At 37.7% G+C, this 21,044-nt stretch carries 22 protein-coding genes; 12 read left to right on the forward strand and 10 right to left on the reverse strand.

Annotation, left to right across the window (positions count from 1 at the left end; genetic code table 11):
- Nucleotides 1-17 precede the first annotated feature (17 nt).
- Nucleotides 18-1,031, reverse strand: coding sequence for a CorA family divalent cation transporter (locus tag HX005_RS11940; protein ID WP_107007556.1), 1,014 nt, complete (start codon nt 1,029-1,031; stop codon nt 18-20).
- A gap of 158 nt (nt 1,032-1,189) precedes the next feature.
- Between HX005_RS11940 and HX005_RS11945 the strand changes: the two genes are divergently transcribed.
- Together HX005_RS11945 and HX005_RS11950 are read left to right on the forward strand one after the other, a co-directional pair.
- A complete protein-coding gene (locus HX005_RS11945) occupies nt 1,190-1,807 on the forward strand; it encodes an LOG family protein (protein WP_286377535.1) in 618 nt (205 codons plus the stop codon).
- Nucleotides 1,808-1,915: 108 nt separating this feature from the next.
- Complete coding sequence (locus tag HX005_RS11950) at nt 1,916-2,323, forward strand: NUDIX hydrolase (protein ID WP_286377536.1); 408 nt, start codon at nt 1,916-1,918, stop codon at nt 2,321-2,323.
- A 27-nt stretch (nt 2,324-2,350) separates the two neighbouring features.
- On the opposite strand, the gene HX005_RS11955 is transcribed toward HX005_RS11950, so the two are convergent.
- Together HX005_RS11955 and recG are read right to left on the reverse strand one after the other, a co-directional pair.
- On the reverse strand, nt 2,351-2,980 hold the full coding sequence (locus HX005_RS11955) for a ComF family protein (protein ID WP_286377537.1): 630 nt from the start codon (nt 2,978-2,980) through the stop codon (nt 2,351-2,353).
- Between the two features lie 292 nt (nt 2,981-3,272).
- Nucleotides 3,273-5,318, reverse strand: a complete 2,046-nt coding sequence (gene recG / locus HX005_RS11960) for an ATP-dependent DNA helicase RecG (RefSeq protein ID WP_286377538.1) — start codon at nt 5,316-5,318, stop codon at nt 3,273-3,275.
- Between the two features lie 59 nt (nt 5,319-5,377).
- Between recG and HX005_RS11965 the strand changes: the two genes are divergently transcribed.
- The 3 genes from HX005_RS11965 to HX005_RS11975 all read left to right on the forward strand — a co-directional run bounded on the left by HX005_RS11965 (nt 5,378) and on the right by HX005_RS11975 (nt 7,244).
- The gene (locus HX005_RS11965; RefSeq protein WP_286377539.1) at nt 5,378-6,148 is read left to right on the forward strand and encodes an NAD(P)H-binding protein; all 771 of its coding nucleotides are present in this window, start codon (nt 5,378-5,380) and stop codon (nt 6,146-6,148) included.
- A 72-nt stretch (nt 6,149-6,220) separates the two neighbouring features.
- Entirely contained in the window at nt 6,221-6,898 is a 678-nt protein-coding gene (locus HX005_RS11970; RefSeq protein WP_286377540.1) for a hypothetical protein, read from the forward strand.
- A gap of 22 nt (nt 6,899-6,920) precedes the next feature.
- Entirely contained in the window at nt 6,921-7,244 is a 324-nt protein-coding gene (locus HX005_RS11975) for a hypothetical protein (RefSeq protein ID WP_286377541.1), read from the forward strand.
- Nucleotides 7,245-7,302: 58 nt separating this feature from the next.
- On the opposite strand, the gene plsB is transcribed toward HX005_RS11975, so the two are convergent.
- Complete coding sequence (plsB, locus tag HX005_RS11980) at nt 7,303-9,888, reverse strand: glycerol-3-phosphate 1-O-acyltransferase PlsB (protein WP_286377542.1); 2,586 nt, start codon at nt 9,886-9,888, stop codon at nt 7,303-7,305.
- A gap of 290 nt (nt 9,889-10,178) precedes the next feature.
- On the opposite strand from plsB, the gene HX005_RS11985 reads away from it, so the two are divergent.
- Together HX005_RS11985 and HX005_RS11990 are read left to right on the forward strand one after the other, a co-directional pair.
- Complete coding sequence (locus HX005_RS11985; RefSeq protein ID WP_107007566.1) at nt 10,179-11,054, forward strand: acyl-CoA thioesterase; 876 nt, start codon at nt 10,179-10,181, stop codon at nt 11,052-11,054.
- A gap of 154 nt (nt 11,055-11,208) precedes the next feature.
- Nucleotides 11,209-12,456, forward strand: coding sequence for a dicarboxylate/amino acid:cation symporter (locus HX005_RS11990; protein WP_286377543.1), 1,248 nt, complete (start codon nt 11,209-11,211; stop codon nt 12,454-12,456).
- Between the two features lie 2 nt (nt 12,457-12,458).
- On the opposite strand, the gene HX005_RS11995 is transcribed toward HX005_RS11990, so the two are convergent.
- The 6 genes from HX005_RS11995 to HX005_RS12020 form a co-directional block, all read right to left on the reverse strand.
- Nucleotides 12,459-12,989: a hemerythrin domain-containing protein gene (locus HX005_RS11995; protein WP_286377544.1), complete on the reverse strand. Its 531-nt coding sequence runs from the start codon at nt 12,987-12,989 to the stop codon at nt 12,459-12,461.
- A gap of 111 nt (nt 12,990-13,100) precedes the next feature.
- Nucleotides 13,101-14,045, reverse strand: a complete 945-nt coding sequence (locus HX005_RS12000) for a metal-dependent hydrolase (protein WP_286377545.1) — start codon at nt 14,043-14,045, stop codon at nt 13,101-13,103.
- A 130-nt stretch (nt 14,046-14,175) separates the two neighbouring features.
- On the reverse strand, nt 14,176-15,012 hold the full coding sequence (gene yihA, locus HX005_RS12005) for a ribosome biogenesis GTP-binding protein YihA/YsxC (RefSeq protein ID WP_286377546.1): 837 nt from the start codon (nt 15,010-15,012) through the stop codon (nt 14,176-14,178).
- A 150-nt stretch (nt 15,013-15,162) separates the two neighbouring features.
- Complete coding sequence (locus HX005_RS12010) at nt 15,163-15,606, reverse strand: RrF2 family transcriptional regulator (RefSeq protein WP_286377547.1); 444 nt, start codon at nt 15,604-15,606, stop codon at nt 15,163-15,165.
- 125 nt (nt 15,607-15,731) lie between these two features.
- Nucleotides 15,732-16,496 carry a globin domain-containing protein gene (locus tag HX005_RS12015; RefSeq protein WP_286377548.1) on the reverse strand — a complete coding sequence of 255 codons (765 nt, stop codon included), beginning with the start codon at nt 16,494-16,496 and terminating at the stop codon, nt 15,732-15,734.
- 242 nt (nt 16,497-16,738) lie between these two features.
- Nucleotides 16,739-17,929: a PLP-dependent transferase gene (locus HX005_RS12020; protein WP_286377549.1), complete on the reverse strand. Its 1,191-nt coding sequence runs from the start codon at nt 17,927-17,929 to the stop codon at nt 16,739-16,741.
- A 175-nt stretch (nt 17,930-18,104) separates the two neighbouring features.
- Here HX005_RS12020 and HX005_RS12025 point away from each other — a divergent pair, with 175 nt between their 5' ends.
- The 5 genes from HX005_RS12025 to rplW all read left to right on the forward strand — a co-directional run bounded on the left by HX005_RS12025 (nt 18,105) and on the right by rplW (nt 21,043).
- Nucleotides 18,105-18,830: a type 1 glutamine amidotransferase gene (locus HX005_RS12025; protein ID WP_286377550.1), complete on the forward strand. Its 726-nt coding sequence runs from the start codon at nt 18,105-18,107 to the stop codon at nt 18,828-18,830.
- A 272-nt stretch (nt 18,831-19,102) separates the two neighbouring features.
- Entirely contained in the window at nt 19,103-19,414 is a 312-nt protein-coding gene (gene rpsJ / locus HX005_RS12030) for a 30S ribosomal protein S10 (RefSeq protein WP_004725677.1), read from the forward strand.
- 59 nt (nt 19,415-19,473) lie between these two features.
- A complete protein-coding gene (gene rplC, locus HX005_RS12035) occupies nt 19,474-20,112 on the forward strand; it encodes a 50S ribosomal protein L3 (RefSeq protein ID WP_286377551.1) in 639 nt (212 codons plus the stop codon).
- A gap of 11 nt (nt 20,113-20,123) precedes the next feature.
- Nucleotides 20,124-20,726 (forward strand): 50S ribosomal protein L4, encoded by a 603-nt coding sequence (rplD, locus tag HX005_RS12040; RefSeq protein WP_068973570.1) that lies wholly within the window; start codon nt 20,124-20,126, stop codon nt 20,724-20,726.
- Nucleotides 20,723-21,043: a 50S ribosomal protein L23 gene (rplW, locus tag HX005_RS12045; RefSeq protein WP_130074346.1), complete on the forward strand. Its 321-nt coding sequence runs from the start codon at nt 20,723-20,725 to the stop codon at nt 21,041-21,043. The genes rplD and rplW overlap by 4 nt, the downstream gene beginning before the upstream one ends.
- Nucleotide 21,044: the final 1 nt, after the last annotated feature.

Here is a 21,044-nt window from a genome sequence, read left to right on the forward strand (position 1 = left end):
AGTGCTTCAAAGCTTGCTCAAATCCATTTTTTCCATCTAAAGTAAATCAATGGTCCAACAAAGAACGCAACCAAAATACTAATAACCACATAAAAACTCGTCGTACCATGGGCAAAAGGTAAAACTTCAGTGTTCATCCCATAGATACTGGCGATGAGCATCGGAGGTGCAAGCATACTGGGTAAAATGGAGAATCGACGAATTGTATCGTTTTGTTCGGTGTTAATGAAGCCAGAAGTTGTGTCGAGTAGGAATCGAACTTTTTGAAATAAAAAGGCATCATGCTCAACCAAAGAGCGTACATCTTCGCTTAGCTCACGAATATCACCATCATAAATATGGCTGCCTAAAGCACGAGGGCGAGATAGGAAAGTCAATACACGACGCAAATCGATTAAGCACAGTTGTGCTTTTCCGATCATATCTTCTTTTTGCGCTAAACGGGTAATCATGTCATCCAAATCTAAGATTTGTTCACGATGTCGAACATTCAGCACTTCGGTAGAATAGAGCTCTAAATCTTTATGCACATCTTCTAAAATATCAGCTAATTCATCTAGTTTTGCTTCAAGTAAGCCCAATAAAATCCAAGTTGGATCTTTATAGTCAATGTCATAGTCATTGCGTCGAGCACGTGCTCTAAAGGCACGAAAAGCGACAAGTTTTTCACCACGTAGCGTGAATAGGCGTTCTTTATGCAAAATAAAGGCAACAGTTTGCACAGTTGCTAACATATTTGAAGAATCTTCAGGATCTCCTTCAACTTGATAATTTTTGTTTTTCGTTAAAAAATAAGTGCTGATATGTAAAATACCATCATCATCACGGTAAAATCGAGCCGATGATGAAATGTCTTCAAGTGATTTTAGCGTGGGGAAGTTTTGCTCATAGGCTTGTAGTACCCATTCTTGCTCTTCTTGTGAAGGTGCGATAAGGTCAATCCACACCAATTCAGGGTGTAAATCAAATCCTCCATTGATGGTTGCATCTTCTAAGCTACCGCGCTCTGTGGCATAAAAGGCTTCAAGCATAGTGTCTTTTCTCCCTTGCGCAGTATAGCGTTAAATCGATGCGTGTATTTTAGACAAGGATTTCATTAAAAACACTGATTTGATCATTCTTTTGCAAAAAAAATCTTGATCATTGATTTATAACTGTAACATGACAAAGTTAAAATTAGGTTAAATTTATGAATTCTATTGCAATTTTTTGTGGTTCATCACTTGGTTCAGATCAAATTTTTGCTGATATTGCTAAACTGACTGGTGAAACTATCGCCAAACAGGGCAAAACTTTGGTCTATGGTGGTGGTCGTTCTGGCTTAATGGGTATTGTTGCAGACAGTGCTTTGGCAGTTGGCGGCAAAGTGATTGGCGTAATTCCGCAAGGTCTGGTAGATCGTGAGTTGGCACATCCACATTTAACAGAGCTATATATTGTTAAAAATATGCATGAACGTAAAACCAAAATGTCTGAGCTTTCGGATGGTTTTATTGCACTGCCAGGTGGAGCAGGAACAATAGAAGAAATTTTTGAGCAATGGACATGGGCGCAACTCGGCATTCATTTAAAGCCATGCGCATTTTTAAATGTTGAAGGTTTTTACGATGATTTATTAAAATTCATTCAACTGACCACCGATAAAGGCTTTTCTAAAGCGCGTTTCACTAATCAATTGATTCACTCAGATTGTTTAGATGAAATTTTATTGAAATTTGAAAATTATCAAGCACCTGAGCCAAAATGGGGTGTGAAAGACCGTGAAGAATTGGTCAAATTGGATGACGCAGATAAAAAGTTTGACTAATTAAAAATACAGCGTTTATTTACATTTAATAATTATCTTAAACACAATATATTGCATGTTAATTCAATTGATATCACAATATATTGTGTTTTTTATTTTATAGCTGTCATGAGCGTTATTACTGTTGCTGCGACAATTATTCTCAATGAGCAAAATCAATTGCTCTTGGTTCGTAAGAAAAATACCGACTTCTTTATGCAAGTGGGTGGCAAGTTAGAGGAAAATGAAGCGCCTGAACGCACCATGTTACGTGAAATTACAGAAGAAATTGATGCAAAAGCCGATATTCAGCAATTTATTGGTCGTTTTGAAACACGTGCAGCCAATGAAGCAGGGCATCAATTGGTAAGTTATGTTTATCACGTTATATTGGAGCAAGCGCCTCGAATTAATGCTGAAATTGTAGAGATGAAGTGGATTGCTTTGGATCATGATCCGACATGGCTAGCGCCTTTAACAAATGAAATTGTGATTCCGTGGTGTCTGGAAAATATTGCAAATATATCTACACTCTAAACTGTGCCAAAAAAAGAGAGTGCTTCATTATTCAGCCATTGCAATACACGCATTATAAATCTGCTGACAACCTAAATCTGTTAAGGCTTGATTCATTGCATGAATTGAACTTCCTGTTGTCACTACATCATCAATCATTAACACTTTTTTATATTTTCGTTTTTCTGTAGTTATGATCTGAAATTGGTTTTCAATATTTTCCAGTCGTTCAATCCGACTTAAACCTTTTTGTGAATGCTGTGCTGCACGAATCACTGGTTGCCACACGGGTATTTGTAGTTCTCTTGCCATAATTTTGGCGATGACTAACATTTGGTTGTAGCCACGGTCTTTGAGTCTTTCTGTAGAAATCGGCATGGGCACAATGGCTTGGACTTTGGGTAGTCTTAGATTTAACAAGCTGTGTGCAAGCAGGTTTTGATATTGCAGTTGTTGTTCATATTTATAGGTTTGGATAATACGATCAATTGGAAAGTCATAGTGATGTGCACAAAGAATATTTTGTTCATGGCGTATAGCATGCTGTTTGAACCACGGAAGTTGTTCCCAACAATCATTGCAGAGTGAGTGCTGTTGTTGGCGGTTGATACCACAAAGCAAACAAGGGGAAATACTTTGTACGCCTTTATGGATAAGCTGATTGATAAATTGGAGCATGTTTTTGTTCTTTTTTATTTTGAGGGGTTATTTTACTCAATAAAACTCAAGATTTATAGTTCAATATTATTGATCAAAGTTCTGAATCGAGTTTGCATTACCTCATTTATATTTCAATGTTTTTATAAATTTGCGTAGGTGATGCTTTACTTTTCAAGGATGAAAAGTAACAAAAATCCTTTGTCAGGCAAAGGGGATATCCCTATCACCCTTGCCTGACGGCGACATCCATGTCGCCTAACGCGATAGCAAATTTCTTTGTGGTTTGTTCTTCTATTTTGTAAGGAGGGATTTAAACATACGCATATCTCGGTGCTTCAGGTAACCATCTTTTTAGCAATGCTTCTGCATTTTCAGGATAGTCTTTTAACACTTGCCTAGCGACATAATGGGCTTGATTGAGTAAATGATCATCTCTTTCAAGTTTGGCGACACGAAAGCCCATATCACCTGTTTGTTTGGTTCCAAGTAGTTCACCTGGACCACGAATTTCTAAATCTTTTTCGGCAATAATAAAACCGTCATTGGTTTCACGCATGATGCGTAAACGTTCCTGACCATTTTGCGACAGTGGATACTTATAGAGCAGGGCACAGAAACTTGCCGTGGCACCACGTCCAACTCGTCCACGAAGCTGATGCAATTGTGAAAGCCCTAGACGCTCGGCATTTTCAATCACCATAATCGAGGCATTCGGCACATCGACACCGACCTCAATCACAGTTGTTGCAATTAAAAGCTGTAATTCATTGTCCTTGAACTGTTGCATGACCGCTTGCTTGTCATCGGCTTTCATTTTGCCATGCACAAGTCCAATATTCAGTTCAGGAAAACGCTCTTTAATTTCCGCATACGTGGCTTCGGCAGCTTGTGCATCCAATGTTTCCGACTGTTCGACGAGAGTACAAACCCAATAGGCTTGTTTACCCTCAGCACAGTTTTTGGCAATGCGTTGTAAGACTTCTTCACGACGATCAAGGGGAATGGTCACGGTTTGAATTGGTGTACGTCCAGAAGGGAGTTCATCAATCACTGAGGTGTCTAAATCACCATAAGCTGACATAGCCAAAGTCCGTGGAATCGGTGTTGCGGTCATGACCAATTGATGTGGCGTAGTATTGTCTACGCCTTTATTGCGCAGTGCCAAACGCTGATCGACCCCAAAACGATGCTGTTCATCAATGATCACTAAACCCAATTTGGCAAATTCGACATTGTCCTGAAACAGCGCATGTGTACCGACAATGACATTTGCCGTACCGTCTTTAATGGTTTGTTCAGCCGCAGTTCGTGCTTTACCTTTTTGCTTGCCTGAAAGCCAAGACACATTTAAACCCAGTGGCTCAAACCATTTCTTAAAATTCAGATAATGCTGTTCTGCTAAAATTTCAGTTGGTGCCATGAGCGCCACTTGCCAACCTTCTTCAAGCGCATGACAAGCTGCTACACCTGCAACTAAAGTTTTTCCTGCGCCGACATCACCTTGTACAAGGCGCAACATCGGTTTATTTTGTTTTAAATCTTTGGCAATTTCATTCGACACACGTTTTTGAGCATTGGTCATTTCAAAAGGCAAACTTGCCAAAAGTTGCTTGGCAAAAGTTTTACTCGGTGAAAATGACGGTGCAGCAATTTGCTGAATATACGCTCGTCGTGTGAGTAAGCTAATCTGATGTGCCACCAATTCCTCGAAAATTAGGCGTTGCTGTGCGGGGTGTGAACCTTGCGACAGTTGCAACATATTGGCATCCACAGGCGGATGGTGAATATATTCAAGCGCCTGTTTCATGGCATAGCCATTAGTAAATTTCTCAGGCAAGAGTTCAGGTAGGTCATCGGAATGATGGTTCAGTGCCTGTTTTACATATTCACGTAATTTCGGTTGAGTTAATCCATCTGTTGCAGGGTAAATTGCCGTGAGTTCGGTTTGAGGTAAAGGCGTATGTTCGGTAATGAGCTGTATTTCAGGATGATATAACTCTAAACCACGTGCGCCAACACGGACTTCACCAAAGATTCTTAAACGGTTACCTGCTTTGGCACGATCTGTCAGTGCTTTATAAATATGATAAAAACGTAAGGTGACTTTGCCAAAATCATCCTGTAGCAAAATCGCCATCGATTTGCGCTTTCCGGGTGGCATGTCTATTGATTTGACCACGCCTTCGAGCAAGTAGCTACGCCCAACCTGCAATTGGTTCATGGCAATGATCGTGCTACGATCTTCATAGTCACGTGGCAAATGAAACAGCAGGTCGTCTGTTGTGAAAATATTCAGTTTTTCAAGTAAAGCAGCGGCGGCATTGCCAACCCCTTGCAATTGATGGACGGCAGCCATGTCCCCTCTACTTAGGTTCTAGTGATCTTAATTGATCAGTTTTATGAATAGGTCATCTGATGCATATTCTATTTATCGGTTATGGTAAAACATCGCAGCGTGTTGCTAAACAATTATTTCAACAAGATCACCAAATTACCACAGTCAGCCGTAGTGCGAAAGAGGATGATTTTGCTGAACATTTGATTCAAGACATTCACCAATTAGATTTATCGCAGATTCAACCTGTCGATGCAGTTTATGTTTTGCTTGCGCCATCTCGAAATACCACTTTAAGTTCTGTGGAAGCGTATCAGCAGACTTATGTGGATTCTATTCAGCCGATTGTAAATGCTTTAAAAACTCATCCTGTAAAGAAAATTATCGTGGTGTCGTCGACACGTGTTTATGGTGAAAATAAAGGTGAAATGATTAATGATGATTCACCAACGATCCCGAATGATGAGCAGGGTCATTTGCTGTTAAAAATGGAGCAATTATGGCAACAGGCTTATCCTGATGAATGTGTAATTGTACGCCCGACAGGGATTTATGGAACGTCTACAACGAGAATGGTCAAACTTGCTGAAACCACAAAGGCTTATCCGAATATTCATTGGTCAAATCGGATTCATATTGATGATCTTGCAAATTTCTTAGCATATTTGCTTCACGTGGAACATCCAGAAAAATCATATATTTGTACCGATAATAAATCTCAACCTTTGCATGAAAAAATTTTAAAGATTCAGCGTGAGTTAGGTTTGCCTGAGTTGGTTTTGGAGAGTGAGAGGGAGACGGGGAAGAGGATTTTTATGGGGAGGGTGAGTGGGGCTAAATTGGTCAATTGATAATTTACATCGAGTTGACTTCTTTTATTTGCTCGATGGTATTTATGTGGTAAATATAGATAGAACAAGTTTGTGGAAGAAATTTTGATAAAAATTCAATTAAAATATATGCATAAAAATTTATCAATTTTGCAAAAAGCTATATTAGTCGCAATTGCATTATTTTGTATCTTGGCTGTTTTTGATTTTTTAAATAAGATTGCATTACAAGTTATTGATCTAAATTCTAAAGGTTTTGATTTAATACAGATTGCTAAAGAGGTTTTTTTAACTATTGCAGCAACAAATTTTTTAACTATGATCGTGGCTTTAATTGCCCTATATTTTACTTTAGCTAACTATTTAAGAAAAGACGGTAATCAGGTTGATGCAACTTTAGGGATAGAGAAAGATGAAAAAGTTATTATTTTAGTTAATAAGAAGGATAAACCATTAATTTTCAATTCCATAAATTTGTTAGTGTACAAAGATAAATACTTGGTTTTGTCAGTGAAAGATAAATTTAAATCATTTTCAGACTATGAAGTTGTGAGTCCATATTCAACCTTAACTTTTAAATTAGAAAATAGCCCATTGCTTGATGATCTATTACTTTATCAAAATGAGCTGTCTATACAGATTGTATTAACAACAGATGAAGGACTTGTTGTATGTAATAAATTAGAGGCTTTACCAATACAAGTAAGATCACTAAGGAATCCTAAAAATTTCAAAATATTGGATCCAAATGCAAAATTAGATTTTGAATAATTTTTAAAATGAAGGGGGTAAAATGAAACAAATACTTATATTGTTGATTACACTATTGTCAACACAAGCTTTTGCAGAAAACAAAGTGGATGATTGTGAGAGTTTTTATGAAATAGCAAGTGAGGTTATGAGAGTTCGCCAAAGTGGTATGGATCAAATGGAATATAGAAATGCTATTAAAAAACAATTTCAAGGAAAGGAGTTATCCCGTAGGTTGAATTTAATAGATGAAGCATATACAAGACAATATTACGGACATATTCCTGAGCTTCAAGAGGGAATTAAAATACAAATTAAGACTTTTGCTGAAAGAGCTTATAAATTATGTAAAAGAGGTGAATGGTAATTGGTAATAATTACCTCTCCCTAGCCCTCTCCTAAAAGGAGAGGGGATTTATAAGGCTTTACTTCTTCTTACGTTTCAAACGCTTCTTCGCTTGCTGTGCAGCCACCGCATCCAACGCTTCTTTTAATTCTTCATCAGTAAACGAAGTAATGTGTTGAAGCATTTGCAAAGTCACATCATCCAGCACCAAGTTGGCATACTGCGCAACATTACGGAATTGCTCATCAAAAACAATCGAACCCTCATCATTTTTGGCAATATAACCTTGCTCAGTCAACACCTTGATAAAACTTTGGAACAACGCTTTATCAAAGAACTCAGGCGAGTTGAACTCATACAACACAGACAAACGCTGACCGAGTAAATGGCTCAAAGTTTCAACTTGATTGGTTGAAATATTGCCCGAACCACGCTGTGTGATCAAAGCCAAAGTCATGTAATAACGCTCAAGACTTTGACGTACAGGCGCAGCCAATACCGCAAGCTGATTATGATCTTCCGAGTTTGGTGCAGGACTGAAAATAAAACCTTCATCATCAACAAAAATCAAATCTGCTTGCGCCAAAGCTTTGACGTATAGACTGACTTGATCTTGAATCTCATCATCTTTCCATTTCAAGAACAATTCTGCTTTTAAGAACGGATAAAGTGTGCGAATGACATTGATCAAATCGCTATGACTGATTTTACCGTTATGTTCAACCAAAGCTGCAACAAGTGACGGTAAAACAAAAGCATGCAAAATATTATTGCGGAAATAAGTCAATAAAATCGCTTGATTATCAGCAATGGCAATAATATCGCCAAGTACGTGTTGAACACGCTTAATCAATTTCAGTTTTAGACCATAAGCGATGATTTCTTTGCCTGAAAGCGGTGTGACTTGTGTACGACCGTCATAAGGAATAGCAGTTAACAAATCACGATAGGTATCAAGTTGTTTAATACAGATTTCTTCATCAAGTGTATGCTTCGGTGTTGCCAATAAAATCAACGACAACAATGAAACAGGGTTGATGACCACAGCACGGTTAATATTTTCTAAAATCATATGTGCTGAAGTATTTACAGCCGCTGAAACTTGATCTGGTACAGGGTCATCATTGTGCGCAATCTGAACTTGGTCTGCACCATGCGCTTTTAACATATCATCAAGGAAAACAGGCTCACCAAAATTGACATGTACTTTACCAAAAATACGTTCAATCTTTTTCAACGTCTGAATGATGCCAAAAATAGATTCGGACTCTTTCGGCTTACCATTCATTTCACCAACATAGGTTGCACCTTCCATCAAACGTTCATAACCAATATAAGTCGGTACAAATGCGATCGGTTTGGTTTTGCCACGTAAATGACCATGCACGGTCATGGCTAACATCCCCGTTTTTGGTGGTAATAAACGACCAGTACGTGAACGTCCACCTTCAATAAAGTATTCCAAAGGCGTGTTACGAGAAAGGATGCTATATAGATATTCTTTAAAGACCGAGGTATACAATGCATTGCCACGGAATGAACGACGAATAAAGAATGCACCGCCACCACGCAGTAACTGCCCTACAAAAGGCATATTTAAATTATCACCCGCAGCGATATATGGCACCATCAAGCCACGTTTAAAGATCACATAAGACAATAACAAGTAGTCGATATGACTACGGTGACATGGTGTGTAAATGATTTCATAGTCTTTTGCCAGTTCACGTACAGTGCTAAAGTTATGTACTTCAACCCCGTCATAAAGTTGCGTCCATAAACGTGTCAGGGCAACTTCAGCAAAACGAACTGCTGAATAAGAATAATCCGAAGCAATTTCATTGACGAAGCCAATCGCTTTACGTTCTGCTTCAATCATGCTGATTTTAGAGCGCACACTTTCTTTACGAATTGCATCTTGCACATCAGGTGACTTGATCAATGACAACATAACATTACGTCGATCTGACAAGTCAGGACCCAGAATCACTTCACGTTGACGATCTAAATAATCATTCAATTGATTGATAATATACGTTGCAGGTGAAACATTTGGATGCTGCGTTTTTGCAAAGTTCACTAAGTCACGTAATGATTTGGCTTCATGAAACTCTAGGAACGACTGACGACCATGTACACCAATATTCATAAGCTGTTTGACTTTGCTTGGCGTTGCCCAAGTATCTGTAAATAACAGCTTAAACCAAGAGTCTTCTTTATCTGGTGAACGTCCCCAAAGTACAGTCACAGGAACCAATTCAATGTCTAATTCTGGATTTTGTTCTAAAGCATCAATTAAACGCAATAAACGTGGCGGAAATGGGTGAGATGGTGGATTAAAATAATTATTTTCATCTTGATGCTGCAAAAATAAAATAGCGGCTTTTTCACGATTTGAGCCTACTTGTACAGGATCAAGCGCTGGCGCTAACTTCAAACGACGTGTTTCACCATCGACGACCAAAGCATTACTACGTGAAAAGTTTTGTAGTACATAGCACACTATTTTTTGAGTTTTTACTTGCTCTATTTCAGTGTCTTTAGGTAAATTTTCTTGAGGTTGTACTTCCGTTGGAACCTCGCCAAGAACATGTGGAGTTACCACAAGGTCAAGTAACTTACTCGAAAGTTTACGATACATTTGACCAAAACCACTCTTGGACATACTTACTCCTAGCACATAAGAAATATGGCATTAAATAAAAAGCCAATATTTTCTTAATATTAGCCTTAAAACAAAATGATATTTTCTGATAAATCGTCACATCAGTGTTTAACTTTATCGTTAAAAATCGTATTTTTAGAAATGATAACAAAAAAAATAAGTGACGGCATTGTTTATGAATCTTTAGTCAATCAGACTGAAATTATGGCAGAATAACCCTCATTATCTGACATTTCAGGCATGTAATGAATTTTACTTCAGGGCAGCCCAAATAAGAATAGGTTTTTTATATGAATGCTTTAACCCAAGAGCTTGTTGATCTTTTAACACTTGAGAAGCTTGAAGAACATATTTTTCGTGGGCAAAGTCGTAATCTTGTAGGCAAACGCGTGTTTGGTGGGCAAGTTTTAGGGCAGGCTTTACGTGCAGCTTCTTATACAGCAGATCGTCCTGCGCATTCGATGCATGCTTATTTTCTATATGGTGGCGATATCAATGCACCGATCATTTATGAAGTAGACAAGTTACGTGATGGTAAAAGTTTCTTAAGTCGCCAAGTTCGTGCCATTCAACATGGTCGTACTATTTTTTCAGCTATGATTTCATTTGCAACGCCAGAAGATGGTTTAAATTATCAAGTCAATGAACCAGATTATCCTCGACCTGATGACTTAAAATCTGAACAAGAGTTAAAAGAAAATTTAATTAACTTTATTCCTGAAAATATTCGCACAGCTTTTATGCGTCCACGACAAATTGATATTAAGCCGATTAATATTAGTAATCCATTTCAGCCACAACCTGAAGCGCCATCAAATGCTTTCTATATGAAAACCTATGAAAAGCTGCCACCAGAACTTGCAGACGATGTAGCGTTAAATCAAGCGATCGTTGCATTTTATTCAGATTATTCTTTTATGGTGACAGCGCTACGACCTCATGGTGTAAATTATTTAACACCGAGTATTCAAATTGCCAGTATTGATCATGCGATTTATTTCCATAAACCTGTGAAAGCAGATGAGTGGATGCTTTACGATATGGATGCAACTGTGACAGCAAGCTCTCGAGGCTTAAATCATGGTCGTATGTGGCAAAATGGTCAGCTTGTATGTAGCACGACTCAGGAAGGCTTAATGCGTATGCGTGAAATTGAGCAACGTTAAAATCGAGTGAGCGAAATAACAAAATCATAAAAGAAAGCCATCTGAAAAGGTGGCTTTGTGATTTTTATACTGAGCTTGTCACAAAAAAATGCTCGATTCATAAAAGTATCAATGGCATATTGCCCAATAAGGAAGAATTAAATAGTCAGCATAGATGAGCCTAAACACACAAATTTTAATCGCTGCCATTTTAGGTATCGCATTTGGATTTTTACTCAATCAATTTCCAAGTACGCAGTTTTTTGATGCCAGTATTTACGGCTTAGGGATTGCCAGTAGTATTTTTATTGGTTTGTTAAAAATGCTGTTAATTCCCCTGATTTTTAGCTCAATAGTTGTTGGTGTTTCTAATCTTCAGGCAGGCGGACAACTGAGTCGAACATGGAAAATCACTTTAGCGTGTTGTGTAACAACAACGACTTTGGCTTTAATTCTTGGAATCAGTTGTGCGCATCTATTTGATGTTGGAAAAGGGGTAGATATTGCTTTATTTCAAGATGCAATGAATCAACACCAAACACCCGATACCTTAACAGCCAGTTCTTTTTTTACGAATTTTATTCAAAATACCCTCATTAATCCATTTAAGGCATTTGCAGAAGGGAATGTGCTTGCAGTGGTATTATTTGCATTACTCCTTGGTGTTGCTCTGGTCAAAGGTGGAGAGCGTTTTAAGGGCATCAGACAACTGAGTACACAGTTTTTTGAAGTGATGATGATGATGGTCGGATGGGTAATGAAACTCGCACCGATTGGGATTTTTGCATTACTCGCAAAATTGATTTCTACAGAAGATATTTCAATATTAAGTCGTTTAGCTGAATTTGCGGCTGTCGTGACGGGAACAACTATTTTTCATGGCGCGGTTGTTTTGCCTTTATTGTTGTGGATTTTTGGAAAAATGAATCCTATTACCTTTTTTAAGGGAACACGTACCGCCTTGATTACGGCATTTGCAACTAGTTCCAGTTCAGCGACGATGCCTTTATCCATGAAATGTGCGCAGGAAAATTTAGGTGTAAGACCACAAACTGCAGGCTTTGTGATTCCTCTGGGTACACAGTTAAATATGGATGGTACTGCTTTATATGAAGCTGCTGCGGCTTTATTTATTGCAAATCTGATGGGGTTGGATTTAAGTTTAGGGCAGCAAGTGATTGTTTGTTTGACAGCAATGATCGCATCTCTAGGTGCGCCCGGTATTCCAAGTGCAGGTATGGTGACGATGATCATGGTCTTACAATCTGTAGGGTTACCTGCGGAAGCAATCGCAATTTTATTACCCATAGATCGCTTATTGGATACAGTAAGAACTGTAGTGAATGTGCAAGGAGATATGATGATTAGTGTGGTGGTTGATCACCACACTAAAGCATTAGAAAATACATCTACTTCGGGTTAAAACTAAAAAGATGGTTGGTAAAGTGGATATAATTGATCCTCTTTACCACTTATACGTTGTGTCAGAACCTGACCAATCGCTAAATATTCTTTTTGAAAAAGTGCAACGTTTGTATCGGAAACAGTTTCATTTTGCCATTTTTTAATAAATGTCATAAGTTGCTGAGAAATATGGTGCATATCCTCTTTATACATTTTAACAAAATCTAGATAGTCAGGTTGGTTGGAAAACTGTTGTTCAAGATAGCTATAAAAACTCATATCCTCTTGTGTAATATGATGCTGCAAATCTGTATTTAAGATATTTATTAATGATGCAACTTCTTCATATTGCTTTGACTTCAAAGATTTTTCGATTTGTTTGTAAACCTTGATGAGTTTTTGATGACTATCTTTTAATGATGGAATTAAGTGCGTGCAATAACTCACTGTATGAGAGTTGAGTGTGGTTGAAAATGATGATGGAGTTGATTTTAATGATTTTCCTAAAAGTTTTTGAAAGAATAGGTAAACCAGTTGAAGTAATTTTTTCATTAGAAGTCTTCTTATTGTAAGTAGTAATTTTTAAGTTTAATTAAATAATAATATTTTTATTAGAAAGAGTCAAAAGCCATACGTCGAGTATGGCTATTTTTTTACAAGAAATTAAGCGACTTTAGGTAAAGCACGTTTTGCTGCTGGGGATTGATCTAAATATGCAATTGCATCTTCAGTTTTAGCTTCGTGAACTGGGTCATACCAAGGCATTAAATAACCAAGTTGTTGAGAAACTAACCATAAAGGGTGTGGCATGAGACGATTATCTGCTTGAGCGATTTTTGCCCACTCACGCCAAATCCATGGTTTGTATAAAGCAGGTTTTTTGTCTGCAAAACGTGGATCTTGTCCCATGATATGTGCTGCACCATCTACCCATAAACCAAGAACAGCAGGAATTACGATCACACTTTGGTAATAACGTGAAATATAACCTCCACCTAAGTGACGATACAAATCAAACGCAACAGTACGGTGTTCGATTTCTTCTGCGCCATGCCATTTTACTAAGTCAAGCATGTTAGGATCGGCACCTAGTTGTTCCCACTTTTTATTATAAAGAACATACTTACCAAGTACACAAGTCATGTGTTCAACGGTTGCTACGATACCTAAACGGAATAAATCCCACTGATGTTCTAATGCTGTAGGAATATTTAAGCCTAAAGGTTTGTCTGCTAAGAGTTTTCCAAATAGAAAATCCATCACATCTAGGTTACGTTGGATATCAATATTACGAACAGTTAAATATTCTTTATTCGCAGAAACATGGGCTTGAGCATGCATTGCTTCTTGGCGAATAAATGCACGTACATCTTCTGCTAACTTTTCATCTGTAATTTTAGGTAAAACACGGTTGTATAAGCGGCAGAACCAAAATTCACCCGCAGGTAAAATATTATTAATTTCATTTACAAAATAGCTAACAAAAGGCTGAGTAGGAATCCAGTCAAGAGGAGTTTCTTGCCATTCAAATTTCACTTTACGTGGTTTGATATGATACTGAATAGACGATCCAATCTTACTGTTCTTTAATCGAGATAATAACTTCATCACAGTGTCCTAATTTTTCTTTCGTGATTTCACACTTTTCTTTAGTATAAAAAAATGTCCCGAATTGTTATTAGCAATTTAGGACATCCCAATATCAATTTGTGATGAATTTGGTCAGACAATCACAAATTTATTCTGTTTTATCTGAATCTGATGTTAAGGGTTGTTGTTCAGATAGTTCGTTTTGCTCTAATTCTAAGTCAGATTCGGATGCTTCAGGAATGCTGTCTAGATCAAAGCCTGTCGGGTTGTCCAGAGTAAAGTTTAAACGACCACCCATAACACTGGCAAGCTCTTCTAGACCTTGTTTGTTCAAAGAAGAAAAAAGTTGAATTGAAAAGTTAAGTTTCATCTTTTTCAATTCTTGTTTTACATCTAATAATGCTTGATGAGCAGGACCACGATTAAGCTTATCAGATTTGGTTAACAACACATGGACAAATAATTGACGTGAATAAGCCCACTCTAACATCATGACATCAAAATGTTGTAAAGGATGGCGAATATCCATGAGCAAAATCAAACCTTGTAAGCTTTGACGATGAATCAAATAATTTTCAAGTTCTTTTTGCCAAACAATTTTCATTGCCTCAGGTACAGCTGCATAGCCATAACCAGGTAAATCGACCAGACGTTGGTTTGGATTTCCTAAACTAAAAAAGTTGATCATTTGTGTACGACCAGGTTTTTTAGAAGCGCGAGCGAGTTGCTTTTGATTGGTAATAGCATTAATTGCGCTGGATTTTCCAGCATTCGAGCGCCCTGCGAAAGCAACTTCATAGCCTGTATCTTCTACGCACAAATCCAGTTTCGGCGCACTCATTAAAAATTCAGCTTTACGCAACCAATTTAATGCAATGGCTGAGTATTCAGAAACAACTGAGTCTACCTTTTTTTCGTAGCTAATTTTCTGCCGAGGAGCACTTGCTGTTTTACTATTTTTCGACTTTCCACTGCTGCGATGCATAATTCAACTTCAAACTAAAAATTGGATACTAGTATAAATGATCAGAGTGCTTCTGACGAATTTATGCGTGTAAATTAAGAAATCAACCTGAAATATAACCGTGAAATTTACAATTAAAAATATTCGAAAAGATAGAAAATTAATCTTTGATTAGAGTTGAATGAGTTCTATAGGGGAGTGCTGAGATTTAACGGCACCTTGTGAGTGAGCAACAACATCTGCGATGGTGTATTGGTCTAAAACTTGATAAAAACGTTCAACGGCATCATCTAAAATACCTTTTAAACCACAACGACTTCTCAAAACACAGGGCGGAGTATTGCATTCAACGATGGGTGCTTCACCTTGTAAAATACGTACCATTGCCCCAAGTTGACAAGTGTATACATTTGGATCTAAGCGAATTCCACCACCTTTACCACGTGTTGTGATCAGCCAGTTCTGTTTTGCCATAAAATGAACAATTTTGACTAAGTGATTTTCTGAAACTTGTAAATCTTTGGCAATCTCAGCAATAGTGTAGGGGGTGTCTTTGGGTTTTGAGACGTAAAGGACTAGGCGAAGTGCATAATCAGTAAACTTATTTAACTGCATAACGCTTTCAATGAATGAACTTAAAGCTATGTTAGCTTGAAACTTATTGAAATGAAAAGTACTTAAAAATAAATCAGACTAAATAGGTCAACTTTTACATTGACCTATCATTATATAAGCGCATTTTAGCCTTTTAATGGTGCGGTTACTTGTACAATATCGCCAACTTTATAATGATCTAGCAAAATATTTGCAACTGAAAACTCGGTTGGTGTTTCAACAGATTTAGCCTCAATTTGATATTCAGAATTATTTTGAGCTTCTGAAAAAATAAACTGTTGAGGTTGTTGGATTTCGTGATTTGGCACTTGAACTTTCACTGAAATATAAGATTTTTCTTCAGCAGTTGGAATTGGCTGATGATCTTGTGCTTTCAATGTAAATTTCTTACCAGTTTCTGTTGCTTCTATTGCTGTAATTTCAAATGGACGCCAACCTGACCAGCCACCATTTTGCTGTGCTAAGCCTTCATATTTATTTTTTTCAGTTTGAATTAAAATATCAGCGAGTTGTAAATAAGCTTCTTTCCAAGCCGCAATTAAATCCGATTCAAAAGGAACATTTAACACTTCACTGATAGAGTGTAAGAGGTTGTCACCAACAATGGCATATTGGTCAGCTTGAATGTTGAGGCTAACATGTTTTGTGGTGATATGCTCAATCGCTTTCGCTAAAACACTAGGATTTTCAATATGTTCAGCATAAGCCAGTACCGCTGCTGCTAAGGCACGAGGTTGACGCCCAGAGCTTTGATGATCCATATTAAAAACATTTTTTAGCTCAGGATGGTTGGCTAACATTCTGTTATAAAAATATTGAGTAAGTGCAACACCATTTTCACGAAGCACAGGTACAGTCGCTTTAACAAGTTCGATATGTTCTGGAGTCATGGCTAGACCTTTTTAATCTGGCTTTATAAGATGTATTTAAAATATATCTTTATGAATAAAATTGCAATACCGAGATAAATAAAAAAATTATTGAGACAAACTAGAGAGTAATAAAAAATATTATTTAATCAATATTTATCGTTATTTTGTGTTGTAAATAAATTGATTATTGAATTATTTTTAATATATGTGTGAAATGAAAAATAGACCCTCATAAGGGTCTATTTGTTTGCTAAGTTAAATTAAATCAAAGAATTTAGCGCATATTGAATATCTTGAATTAGATCTTCAGCATCTTCTAAGCCAATACAGAAACGTACCAAAATACCATTTTGTAAATGAGAATGTTCCAGTTGACGCATTTGATTAAGTTGGTAAAGCATCACTAAACTAACAGGACCACCCCAGCTAAAACCCAGTTTAAATAATTGTAAATGGTCACAAAATTTACGAATAGCTTGGATATCATATTTAGTTTTGAAAATTACACTGACTAAACCTGCGCTTTGTTTAGTTTGACAAGTTTCTTTCCAATATTGATGGCTAATATTATCAGGGTCGGCAGGGTGTAAAACTTGTGCAAAAATATCTTGGTTTTTTAACCATGTTAAAATTTTTAGGGCTGTTTGTGCTTGATGTTGATAGCGAATTTGCATTGAAGCTAAACTACGCTGTACTTGTGCTGCATCATCCCCTGAAATGGCAATCCCCTGAATTGCATGCATGCGAAATAATTCATGATGGAGTTTTTGATTTCGAGTCACGACAGAACCCATTAAAATATCACCACCACCACTTGGATATTTAGTGAGAGCATGAACTGAAATATCAACAGATAAATGTTCATTGCTAAAATCAAAAGCATTAAATGCTAGACCTGCTCCCCAAGTATTATCTAAAGCAGTCAGTATATTTTTTTCTTTGGCTTTTTTTACGAGGGTGATGAGGTCTGGAAATTCTAACGTTACAGAGCCAGCAGCTTCTAACCAAATGAGTTTTGCATTTTGGCTAGGTTGAAATGTATCGGCATCAATTGGATTATAGACTTTGACAATAATTCCATAACGCGTTTCAAGATTGCGTAAATGCTCCATATTTGGACCATAAATATTATCGGCAACCCAGACTTCATCACCATGTCTTAAAAAACATGAATTCACCAGATTGATTGCTGATAAGCCACTGAGCGCCAGTAAGCAATATTTTCCTCCTTCAATTTGCGCAATATTGTCACCTAAAGTAAACGTTGTTGGTGTGCCATGTGTGCCATAACTATAGTCATATTCATCCGTCCAATGGCGATTAAATAGTGCATTTGTATCTTTGAAAATAATCGTGGATGCACGAAATAGGGGAGGTTGTACAGTATCTATATATTGAGGTGCTTTGCGTGGTGCATGAATAAGTGAAGTTTGAAAATTTTTCTGGTTCATCATGAGTCTCAAATAAATAAAAAAATTAATCTAAGCAAAACATAACGATTTGTAGGGTGAAAGCAAATATTTGTGAAAAAATAATTTTTAAAATGGTGGTTGGCTTCCTTTTTGCATCACAGTATCTAGATTTTGACTTGATTGAATAAACGATACTACAAAAATAGGTGATCCCATGAAAAAACTTAAAGTTCACTATTTTCAGCATATTACAGGTGAAGGTTTTGGTAGTTGTTATGATTATTTAAAATCATTAAATGCAGAAATTACAGCGACAGAGTTTTTTGCACTTCCTAAAGATTTTCATTTAGACATTGATGCTTTACCTCATATTGATGATGTCGATTTACTCATTATTATGGGAGGAGAAATGAGCGTAAATGATGAAGTTAATTATCCTTGGTTAAAAATAGAAAAACGTTGGATTCGACGTTATTTGGCTGCATTTAAACCTGCGATTGGTTTATGTTTAGGTGGGCAGCTCATTGCAAATGCGTTAGGTGCAAATGTGTATCGAAATACCATGCAAGAATTAGGATGGACGACTGTTTATAAAAGCGCAGCGACACCTGAGTTTTGCTTTCAATTGCCTTTAGTGATGCAAGTGATGCAATGGCATAGTGAAACTTTTGATATTCCCAAAGGTGCCATTCGTTTGGCTGAAAATAATGTTTGTGCGAATCAAGTGTATCAAATTGGGAAAAATGTCATTGGTTTTCAGTTTCACCCAGAAATCACGCCCCAGAGTTTAGAAATTTTTATTGAACATGAAGAAGATCAGCAAGTTTTTCAAGGGCAATATGTACAGGCTTTGGACTATTTAAAAACCTCCCAAAAAAATGATTTTGAGCAGGGTCGACAACTTTTAAATCATGCAATTGATTATGTACTACAAACTTAATCATTGAATAAAAAGCAAACACATTGATTCATATGTGTTATTTAAAAAATAAGGAAAAGTGCTAAATATATTTGCTTAAGCGTTAAACAATCGTTATAATGGGCGACCCTTCGATATGAAGGGTTGGATAGCGAAGAAAGTTATCCAGATCGTTACAGTCGTGGCATCGATCATGACCTTAGTGATTTTCACTGCTCTTGACACTTGCCTTTTTAGTGGGGTGAGATGCGTCAGGAGTGATTCTTTATATATTTGGCTTGGAGTTAACTGGTATGTCTAACCAGAGAATTCGTATCCGTCTTAAGTCTTTTGATCATCGTTTAATTGATCAATCTTCTCAAGAGATCGTAGAAACAGCAAAACGTACTGGCGCACAAGTGTGTGGTCCAATTCCGATGCCTACTCGCATCGAACGTTTCAACGTTTTAACATCACCACACGTTAACAAAGATGCGCGTGACCAATACGAGATCCGCACTTATAAACGTTTGATCGACATCGTTCAACCTACAGACAAAACTGTAGATGCATTGATGAAGTTGGATCTTGCAGCTGGTGTTGATGTTCAGATCGCATTGGGTTAAGACTTTCGGTTAATTAACGCTCTAAGTTAATTAAGCCGCTTTTTTAGAGGTTTATGCACATGGCTATTGGTTTAGTCGGTCGCAAGTGCGGTATGACACGTATCTTTACAGATGCTGGTGTTTCTGTACCTGTAACAGTGATTGAGGTTGATCCTAACCGTATCACTCAAATCAAAACGCTTGAAACTGATGGTTATCAAGCGATTCAAATCACTACTGGTGAACGTCGCGAATCTCGCGTAACTAACGCTCAGAAAGGTCACTTTGCTAAAGCGGGTGTTGCTGCTGGTCGTCTAGTTCAAGAATTCCGTGCTACAGAAGCTGATCTTGAAGGTCGTGAAGTTGGCGGTACACTAACTGTTGATATGTTCACAGTTGGTCAAATCGTTGATGTAACTGGTACGTCTAAAGGTAAAGGTTTCCAAGGTGGTGTTAAGCGTTGGAACTTCCGTACTCAAGATGCTACTCACGGTAACTCTGTATCTCACCGTGTTTTAGGTTCTACTGGTCAAAACCAGACTCCTGGTCGCGTATTCAAAGGCAAAAAAATGGCTGGCCATTTAGGTGCTGAACGCGTAACTACACAGGGTCTTGAAATTGTTGCTATCGACACAGAACGTTCAGTTCTTGTTGTTAAAGGCGCGATTCCTGGTGCGACTGGTGGTGACGTAACTGTTCGTCCTACGATCAAGGCCTGAGGGGAAATAACGTGAATTTAAAAACTGTTTCCGGCTCTGCTGTTGAATTGTCTGAAGTTGCGTTTGGTCGTGACTTTAATGAAGCACTTGTACACCAAGTTGTTACAGCTTATTTAGCTGGTGGTCGTCAAGGCTCAAAAGCACAAAAATCACGTGCAGACGTTTCTGGCGGTGGTAAAAAACCATTCCGTCAAAAAGGTACTGGCCGCGCTCGTGCTGGTTCTATTCGTAGCCCAATCTGGGTTGGTGGTGGTAAAACTTTTGCCGCTCGTCCACAAGATTGGTCACAAAAAGTGAACCGTAAAATGTACCGCGGTGCAATGCAATGTATCTTAGCTGAACTTGTTCGCCAAGATCGTCTTGTATTAGTTGAAGAGTTTGCTGTTGAAGCGCCTAAAACTAAAGAATTGCTTGCAAAACTTAACGACTTGAACGCTACTCGCGCATTAATCGTTACTGAAGCTGTAGATGAAAATCTATATTTAGCTGCACGTAACCTTCCACACGTTGATGTGGTTGATGCTGCTGGGATCGATCCTGTTGGCTTGATCGCGTTCGATAAAGTTGTAATGTCTGTTGCTGCTGCTAAGAAAATTGAGGTAGAACTCGGATGAACAACGAACGTATCTATCAAGTCCTCCAAGGACCTGTATTCTCAGAAAAAGCACAAGTTTTAGGTGAGACTGCTGGTGTTCAAGTATTTAAAGTTGCACTTGATGCAAACAAACTTGAAATCAAAAAAGCAGTTGAACAATTGTTTGGTGTAGAAGTTGTTAAAGTTAACACGACTATCACTAAAGGTAAGACTAAGCGCTTTGGTCGTACATTAGGACGTCGTTCTGATGTTAAAAAAGCATACGTCACCCTGAAAGCTGGCCAAGATGTTGAAATGGCTGACTTGGGCGATACCGCTGAAAACGCAGCGGAGTAAG

It is taken from the genome of Acinetobacter sp. R933-2, assembly GCF_030325485.1.
Classification (GTDB): Bacteria; Pseudomonadota; Gammaproteobacteria; order Pseudomonadales; family Moraxellaceae; genus Acinetobacter; species Acinetobacter sichuanensis.